We start from the raw sequence: 8527 nt of genomic DNA on the forward strand, positions 1-8527 counted from the left end.
TATACCGTCTCCGACGGCCAGGGCGGCACCGATACCGCAACCGTCACCGTCACCGTCACCCCGGTCAACGACGCCCCTGTGGCGAACAGCGACTATGCAATCACTGACCAGAACGTGCCTGTCACTTTCAACGTGCTCGCAAACGACACCGATATCGACGGTGATGGGCTGACACTTGCTTCGGTAGGCAGTGCGGCCAACGGATCCGTTAGCTTTTCCGGTTCTTCCGTAACCTATACACCAGATGCAGATTTCTACGGAGTGGACACGTTCACCTATACGGTCTCGGACGGCAAAGGCGGCACCGATACCGCGACCGCTGTTGTCGTTGTCGGACAAGACGTGACGACATTGCCCGATGACGTGCCGGTTTCAATTATCTTTAACCCGGAAACCCCCGGCGACCCGCCCGGAACCTTTATTTTAGAGGTGATGCCGACTTCTTCGACAGCAATAAACCTGCTGATCGCAATGGACAGTTCGGGCAGCATCACACAGAATGGCTGGAACGATCTGGTGGCCTCGGTATCGTCGGCGCTCGACACGCTGGCCGAACAATTCGAAGGATCGGCGACCGAGGTCAACGTGTTCCTCACATCTTATGCCGCGTCAGCCAGCACCATAGGACCATTCGATCTTGTAGACGAGCATACAAATCTGATCACTCAACTCAATAACCTGCCCTTCCAGGCGGGATCGACCAGTTGGGAGTCGGCCTTTATCGAGGCCGAACGGATTTTGAGCGGTCAGAGCGCCGATGACGCTAATATCATGTACTTCATCACCGACGGGAACCCATTGCCGCATACGCAAGACTGGGAAGGAGCACTCGACACCCTCAACGCCAACGTCGAGGTCGATATCGAGGCTTTTGCCGTGGGGCCCAATGTCACTCTTTCGAACCTTGACATCGTCGACTCAGATGGAGTCGGAACGACAGTTGCAACACCAGCCGTGATTGCGGACGCGCTAGGGGAAACACCTCTCTTCAATGCTCAATTGATAGACTTTTCGCTTTCTCTCAATGTCGATGGCGTCGACCTGGGAGAGATCGCCGACGAGAACAGCAGCGCGCTGACAACCAGTGGCCTTAACTACTCTGTGGCGCTGCAAGACATTCCGAACATCGACAGTCTATTGGGGTCGTTGAACGTCTTTTATGCGACCGCCACATTTGATCTCGATGGCGACACCTCCACGACCAGTGACCAGATCGATATTTTTGCTGGCGGTGTCATCGAGATAGCGCCATCAACGGGAGCATCCGCGCTCTCTGAACCCTCGCCCCAGAGTAGCGAAGAACCGATCGAAGTGCCATTCACGATGTCCGCCGCTTCGTTGCCGGTTTACAGCCAGCCAGCCCTGTCGACGTCTGTAACCGACTCTTCAACCTCGGATCTTCAACCACTAACGCTCTCAGATCTTATGGATGTGGTACCGGAATCGTCAGACACACTGACAAAAGACAATATCTTTGACGGATTGAATGGCGGGAACCATGATCCGATCTCCGGGATCAATGGCAGCCAAACAGATGCTGAAATGATCGGCTTCTTTGGATCGTACAGCTCACTTGGGTTAGAGGAAGTCGCGACAAATACGCTTCCTACAACTTGAAGCGACTGTTGGTGGCAGAGAAGTTCTAACCAACTTCGCCAAAGACGGGGCGCTGCCCCATAGTCCATGACGATGTCCGCGCCGCTGAAAAAGAATCACAGTACGGACCAAATTGAAAACTTGGTTGTCTGGTGATGCTCTTGTTCGGACTGCCGGTTTGAGAATGTCACCTATCGGATAGTCTGCCTCAGTTCCAGCGGATGAGCACCTGGGAAAGGGGAAGAAAGGCTAGTTCCCAATTGGAACAGCAAATTCGCGCCGTGCGACCAGAGTCTTACATTCTTCCCTTAACCCATTCAAAAGCCGGTAATAGATTCGGCTAAGGGGTCAAGAATGCACACTATTTTGGTGCAGCGGGCGTCACAACAATCGCTTGCGCGATACGTTCCTGAAGGCTGGCATTTCCACCCCGCCGCCCTGACCTTGGCCCGCATCTTTTGCAGCATTTGCCGAAACCGCGTGGTCTGGCCCTGATCAATCTGTCGACCGATGCGCGACCTACTGAGGCTCCGACCCAGGCCATTGCACAGGCACTGCCGCACTGCTCGGACAAGTGGAGCGCCTCTGTCTGGGTGGTTCCAGTTCTGGCCCACTGTAACGAGGAGAATCACATGTGGTCGCGCAATTGCCGGATGCTCGCTGATCGAAGAGGCGACGAGAATTTAGCGCAAACCACGTCTCTCACTTGCCGCTCCTTGATTGGACCGAACCGCTGCTGCGACATGCCGGGGTGGTGTCAGGGCGTCAAAGTTGACCTGTTTGAGAGGAACCCAGCATGCGGACTTCATCAAGGTCAACTGTCAACCACGCCACGCAAAATAGGTCGAGCAAACGACCGTAAGCCGCTTCGATCTCCTCACCTCACGAAATCCCTTGCAAAACCGGTTCTGACCATAAGTAACGGCAGCATTCAGACGATACCGGCAATGAATTTGGAGAACAGCTCTCCCTGCGAGTTGATCCGAAGTTTGGCATAGATGTTGCGGCGGTGGATGCGCACGGTGCCCGGCGAGATGCCCAGGATGGCGCCCACGGCATCGGCCGAATGGCCCTTGAGCGTGTGTTCGACAACCTCGCGTTCGCGCGGGGTCAGGAGGCCCTCTCCAAAGGCGTGAAAGGCGCGGTCGACCTTGCCGCGCACCGAGCCTTGTGATGGGTCTGTGGTGCCCGCCATGTCGGCGAAACTGGCCCAATGCCGCTGGCACATGGCCTCGACCATCGGCCAGACCGCGGTCAGGTGCCGGTATTCCTTGGCCGAGAAGGTCCGGTCGGAGCGCATCAGCGAGACCACGACCATGCCGATGCCGGGTATCTCGATGAAATAGCCGATTTCCTCGGCCAGACCGGTCTGGACATAGTAGCTGCGGAAGTATTCGCCCTGGTAGAACCGGTCGGGTGCGACATCGCGCATCCGGTAGAGGCCGGGTGCGACCGGCTTGGTGGCGGCCAGGAAGAACGGGTCGAGCACGTAAGGCCCGGCCTGGTAATCCTGGACGAAGACCTGCCGTTTCGAGGCGGGAAAGTCGTCGTAGAGATCCATCGGTGCGTTGGAGCCGACATAGCCGAAGACCACCGTGTAGTCGAAGGGCGCCACGGCGCGCAGGGCCTCGGCCAGCGCTGCGGGAAAGCCGGGTGTGCCGATCCGGCGCACGGTTTCGGCGGCTTCGCCTATCCATTCGAACATCTCATCCCCCGTCTACTCAGATCGGCATATTCAAAATGGGGTATATACAACAAAACGAAGTTCTTGCAAAAATATACCTGTCTAAGCGGTATATCTAGAATCGCAAAAAAGACAAGTACGGGGAAAACAAGAGCATATGAGTTTCGACATGAGCGCAGCCGTGCGAACCATCGCGGAATTCCGGGGCCTGACCAAGACATTCGGGCCTGTCGTGGCGGCCAGCGATCTGAACCTGTCCATTGCCGAGGGCGAGTTTCTGTCCTTTCTGGGGCCGTCAGGATGCGGCAAGACTACGGCGTTGCGGATGCTGGCGGGGTTCGAGGCACCCACCGAGGGCGAGGTGCTGCTGGACGGCGAGGTGGTGAACCATGTCGAGGCGCATAACCGGCCGGTGAACATGGTGTTCCAGCAATATGCGCTGTTCCCGCATCTGAGCGTGTTCGACAATATCGCCTATGGGTTGCGGCAGCGTCGGCCCCGGCCCGACCGCGCCACGGTGAAGGAAAAGGTCGAGAAGGTGCTGGAGATCGTGCGGCTGGAAGGATTCGGTCCGCGCCGCATCTGGGAGATGTCGGGCGGCCAGCAGCAGCGGGTGGCGCTGGCGCGGGCGATCGTGAACGAGCCCAAGATCCTGCTTCTGGACGAGCCGATGGCGGCGCTCGACCGCAAGCTGCGCAAGGAGATGCAGATCGAGTTGCAGGACCTTCAGCGGCGGCTGGGGATCACCTTTGTGCTGGTCACGCATGACCAGGAAGAGGCGCTGTCGATGTCGGATCGCATCTGCGTCATGAACGGGGGCCGGATCGTGCAGGTGGGCACGCCGCGCGAGCTGTATGACAACCCGCGCACCCGCTATGTGGCGGGGTTTGTAGGCACGTCGAATTTCTTTGACGCGGTGGTGGCCGAGGCGGGTCCGGACCATGTTGCGGCACGGCTGGCCGGGGGCCAGCACGTGCGGGGCAAGCCGGGCTTTGCGGTCAAGACTGGGCAGGAGGTCTGTGTCAGTATCCGCCCCGAGCAGATCGCCCTGTCGCGGGAGGCACCCGAGGCAGGCATGTCCGAGCCGGTGACCATCCTAAACCGGATCTTTCTGGGCGAACATACGGAATACCTGGTGCGGAGCGGAACGCTGGGGGACATCCTGGTCCTTGTGCCGCGGCAGTCGGAATTGAACGCGGGGACGTTCAATGTGGGAGAGGAAGCCTTTGTTTCATGGGATGAAAACGCGCTTCTGATCCTTGAACAGTAAAAACAGTCACCCCAAGCAACAGAGAGGTTGTCATGTCCAAAGACGACGGAACGATTTCGAAGAAGCGGTTCATGGAGGAACTCCGCCGCTATCAAAAAGGCTCGGTGACGCGCCGGCATTTCCTGGGCGTAACCGGGCTTGGCGTGGCCAGCGCGGTCATGGGGGCGGCGGTGCCCGGCCTGCGGCCGAGACCGGCCTGGGCCGCGGGCGATATCGGCGACCGGGTGATCCTGGCCACCTGGCCCAATTATCATGACGAGGCCAATTTCGACGCCTTTACCGAGGCGACCGGGGCGCATGTGCAGGTCAATGTCTTTGGCTCGAACGAAGAGATGCTGGCCAAGCTTCAGGCGGGCGGATCGGGTTGGGACGTATTCGTGCCCACCAACTATACGATCACGACCTATGTGGATGAGGATCTGATCGCCCCGCTGGATACGTCGAAACTGGCGAATTACGACGCGGGATCGTTTGAACAGCGGTTCTCGGACGCGGGCAGCGTGAACGGTACGCTTTACGCGGTGCCCAAGAACTGGGGCACCACCGGTTTTGCCATCAATACCAGCAAGCTGGATGGGGCGCCGACACCGACCACCTGGAAGGAATTCTGGGACCTGACCATGGGCACCTATTCCGGCCGCACCATGGTGCATGACTATCAGCTGACGACCATCGGCAACGCGCTGAAATATTTCGGCTATTCCTTCAACTCGGTGGACGAGAAGGAACTGGCGGATGCCGAGAAGCTGCTGTTGGACGCCAAGCCGCATCTGTTTGCGATCTCGTCGGATTACCAGCCGCCGATGCGCAATGGTGATGCCTGGATGACCATGTGCTGGACCGGCGACGGCAAGCAGATGAACGTCGACATGCCCGAGATCGTTTATGTCCTGGGCAAGGAAGGCGGCGAGCTATGGTCGGATTACTATGCAATCCCGAAGGGGGCACCGCATATGGACGCGGCCTATGCGCTGATCAACTTCCTGCTGGATCCGGCAGTGAACGCGAAAGAAGTGCTGGCGCATGGCTATCCTTCGGCGGATGCGCGCACCAATGCGCTTTTGCCCAAGGAACTGCTGGAAGATCCGATCCTGTACCCGGCGGCGGACCTGCTGAGCGCGCTTGAGTTCGGCGCGGCGGCAACGCTGACGGACCCGAACCGGGCGGAACTGCTGGCCCGGTTCAAGTCGGCCTGACCACGCGAAAGCAAACCGAAAGAGGAGAGGGCCCCACATGAGGCAGCTAAGGAGAAACGGCGTGTTGCTGGCCCCGGCGGGGATCTGGCTGTTGGTCATGCTGGTGCTGCCGCTGGTTGTGGTGTTCATCTTCTCTTTCGGAGAGCGCGGGGCGGCGGGCGGCTATGTTCCGGCCCTGACGCTGGAGCAATATGCCAATCTGCCGGCGCGATGGACGGCGTTCAAGAACACGCTGATCCTGGCGCCGCTGGGCACCCTGGCGGCCTTGCTGATCGCCTATCCGCTGGCCTATTACCTGGCCGTGCGCTGTTCTCCGAAATGGCGCACGACCCTTCTGATCCTGGTGATCGTGCCATTCTGGACCTCGATCCTGATCCGGTCCTATGCGTGGATCTTCATCCTGGGCGGGCGCGGGATACCGGCGCTGTTGGAGATGGTGGGGATCGACGAGGTGCGCCTGATCAACACGCCCTTTGCGGTGCTGGTGGGTATTGTCTATGGCTATCTGCCGCTGATGGTGTTCCCGATCTTTGTCAGCCTCGACAAGCTGGATAAGCGGTTGCTGGAGGCGTCCTCGGATCTCGGCTCGACGCCGCTCAGGACATTCTGGCAGGTGACGCTGCCGCTGTCGGTGCCGGGGGTGGCGACGGGCTGTATGCTGGTCTTCATCCTGCTGATGGGCGAGTTCCTGATCCCGGCGATCCTGGGCGGCGGCAAGGTGTTCTTTGTCGGCAACGCGCTGGTCGATCTGTTCCTGCAATCGCGCAACTGGGCCTTTGGCTCGGCCGTGGCGATGACGCTGGTGTTGATCATGCTGGTGACGGTGACGGTCTATATGAAATTCATCTCGCGGCTGGGCGGCCAGCGCGACGATATCTCGCTGATGTGAGGGCGGCATGCGTCTTTATGCGATCTCAGTCTACCTGTTCCTCTATATCCCGATCGGAGTGATCGCGGTCTTCAGTTTCAACTCGGGCCGCCATGCCAGCCAGTTCATGGGATTTTCCACCAAGTGGTATGGCAAGGCGCTGAGCAATCCCTTTGTCATGGACGCGCTGGAGACCAGCCTGATCGCGGCCTTCCTGACCGCCTGTCTGGCGGCGAGCCTGGGCACCATGGCGGCGATCGCGTTGCAGGGGGTGAGCGGCTGGCTGCGGACGCTGTTCGACGCGCTGATCTATATCGCGGTGATGATCCCGGGCATCGTGATCGGGATCGCCACGCTGATCGCGCTGGTTACCGTGTTCGGCTGGGTGAACCCGATGCTGGCGGCGCTTTGGCCCGAGGGGGCGGCAGCGCCTCAGTTGAACATGGGCATGGGCACGCTGGTGGCGGCGCATACGATGTTCACCATGGCGCTGGTGATCATCATCGTGCGGGCGCGGATCGCGGGGATGGACCGGTCGCTGCTCGAAGCCTCGCAGGACCTGTTCGCGACGCCCTGGGGCACGTTCCGGCAGGTGACGCTGCCGTTGATCGCACCGGCGATCCTGGCGGGGTTCCTGCTGAGCTTCACCTTTTCCTTTGACGATTTCATCATCGCGTTCTTTGTCGCCGGGTCCGAGACAACGCTACCAATCTACATCTTTTCGTCGATCCGGCGCGGGGTGACGCCCGAGATCAACGCCATCGGCACGATGGTGATGGCGGCTTCGCTGATGCTGCTGGTGATCGCGCAGATCCTGCTGCGGCGGGGCGCGGCGAAATCGGGTTGAGGCAGAGAAACGGCTGGGGAGACAGCAACATGCGGCTTGCAGGCAAGGTCGCCCTGTTGACCGGGGCGGGGTCGGGGATTGGCAGGGCGAGTGCCATTGCCATGGCCCGGGAAGGCGCGCGGGTGATGGTGACCGACCGCGATGGCGCGCTGGCTGCGGCGGTGGCCGAGGAGATCGGCGGCGGGGCGCGCGCGCGCGCGGTAGACGTGACCTGTGACGCGGCGCTGGGTGCTGCGGTGGCCGATACTGTGCAGGAGTTCGGGCGGCTGGACGTGCTGCATTCGCATGCGGGCTTGCAGGTCGCAGGCACACTGGAAGAAGTGGAACCGGCCGATATGGACGCCTCGTGGGCGCTGAACGTACGTTCACATTTCGTGGCCGCGCGTGCCGCGGTGCCACATATGAAAGCGCAGGGGAGCGGCAGTGTCATCGTGACGGCGTCGAATTCGGGCGTGCAATACGACCGGGGCATGATCGCCTATGCCACCACCAAACATGCGGCGGTGGCCATGGTGCGCCAGATGGCGGCGGATTACGCCCGCCATGCGATCCGGTTCAACGCGCTGTGCCCCGGCTTTGTCGACACGCCGTTCAACGCAGGATTTGAACAGCAGATGGGCGGCCGGGCGGCGCTGGAATCCTATGTGCGCGAAACGATCCCGATGGGCCGCTGGGCAACGGTCGATGAGATTGCCCAGGGCGTTGTCTATCTTGCCTCGGACGTCTCAGCCTTCATGACTGGGCAGGCCTTCGTCATCGACGGAGGCGAGTTCCTGTGAGGGTCACGTCTTGTCCGTTTGGTTAAGCAAACTGGCCTGAGGTGGGAAGGGAGGTTTTGTAGCGTCCAGCCATGCTTTCTCAAACTCCATTTCGCTATTTCAAGAACAATCAGGAAATCATTTTCTAGACCCTCATGATATATATTCCTCCAACTTAAGAATTGAAAAAGACCTTTGAACCGTCCTGGTTATCCCGAAGGCTGATTACTCAGTTCGTCCTGAACAACTCCCATCGGGTTGATTTTGTTTTGAAATATTACGGTATCTCTCGCGATCAGCTGCAGGGT

7 protein-coding genes are annotated in these 8527 nt (G+C 59.7%); 6 read left to right on the forward strand and 1 reads right to left on the reverse strand.

Annotated features, from left to right (window positions below; genetic code table 11):
- The coding region (locus OEZ49_RS22645; RefSeq protein WP_263390417.1) for an Ig-like domain-containing protein at positions 1-1617 on the forward strand (1617 nt) is incomplete at its 5' end.
- 910 nt (positions 1618-2527) lie between these two features.
- Here the strand turns inward: OEZ49_RS22645 and OEZ49_RS22650 are convergent.
- Complete coding sequence (locus tag OEZ49_RS22650; RefSeq protein WP_263390418.1) at positions 2528-3301, reverse strand: helix-turn-helix transcriptional regulator; 774 nt, start codon at positions 3299-3301, stop codon at positions 2528-2530.
- A 148-nt stretch (positions 3302-3449) separates the two neighbouring features.
- Here OEZ49_RS22650 and OEZ49_RS22655 point away from each other — a divergent pair, with 148 nt between their 5' ends.
- Genes OEZ49_RS22655 through OEZ49_RS22675 form a run of 5 tightly spaced genes read left to right on the forward strand, consistent with a single transcriptional unit; the run spans position 3450 to position 8240 of the window.
- Positions 3450-4550, forward strand: a complete 1101-nt coding sequence (locus OEZ49_RS22655; protein WP_263390419.1) for an ABC transporter ATP-binding protein — start codon at positions 3450-3452, stop codon at positions 4548-4550.
- A gap of 32 nt (positions 4551-4582) precedes the next feature.
- Positions 4583-5746 (forward strand): ABC transporter substrate-binding protein, encoded by a 1164-nt coding sequence (locus OEZ49_RS22660; protein WP_164132616.1) that lies wholly within the window; start codon positions 4583-4585, stop codon positions 5744-5746.
- Positions 5747-5783: 37 nt separating this feature from the next.
- Positions 5784-6635 carry an ABC transporter permease gene (locus OEZ49_RS22665; RefSeq protein ID WP_263390420.1) on the forward strand — a complete coding sequence of 284 codons (852 nt, stop codon included), beginning with the start codon at positions 5784-5786 and terminating at the stop codon, positions 6633-6635.
- Positions 6636-6642: 7 nt separating this feature from the next.
- Positions 6643-7461, forward strand: a complete 819-nt coding sequence (locus OEZ49_RS22670) for an ABC transporter permease (protein WP_263390421.1) — start codon at positions 6643-6645, stop codon at positions 7459-7461.
- A 29-nt stretch (positions 7462-7490) separates the two neighbouring features.
- Positions 7491-8240 (forward strand): SDR family NAD(P)-dependent oxidoreductase, encoded by a 750-nt coding sequence (locus OEZ49_RS22675; protein WP_263390422.1) that lies wholly within the window; start codon positions 7491-7493, stop codon positions 8238-8240.
- Positions 8241-8527: the final 287 nt, after the last annotated feature.

Source organism: Ruegeria marisflavi (assembly GCF_025673445.1).
In the GTDB taxonomy this organism is placed as follows: domain Bacteria; phylum Pseudomonadota; class Alphaproteobacteria; order Rhodobacterales; family Rhodobacteraceae; genus Ruegeria_B; species Ruegeria_B marisflavi.

Coding starts and splice junctions, on each gene's coding strand:
- OEZ49_RS22650 (WP_263390418.1), bottom strand. CDS start 3,301: ATGTTCGAATGGATAGGCGAAGCCGCCGAAACCGTGCGCCGGATCGGC.
- OEZ49_RS22655 (WP_263390419.1), top strand. CDS start 3,450: ATGAGCGCAGCCGTGCGAACCATCGCGGAATTCCGGGGCCTGACCAAG.
- OEZ49_RS22660 (WP_164132616.1), top strand. CDS start 4,583: ATGTCCAAAGACGACGGAACGATTTCGAAGAAGCGGTTCATGGAGGAA.
- OEZ49_RS22665 (WP_263390420.1), top strand. CDS start 5,784: ATGAGGCAGCTAAGGAGAAACGGCGTGTTGCTGGCCCCGGCGGGGATC.
- OEZ49_RS22670 (WP_263390421.1), top strand. CDS start 6,643: ATGCGTCTTTATGCGATCTCAGTCTACCTGTTCCTCTATATCCCGATC.
- OEZ49_RS22675 (WP_263390422.1), top strand. CDS start 7,491: ATGCGGCTTGCAGGCAAGGTCGCCCTGTTGACCGGGGCGGGGTCGGGG.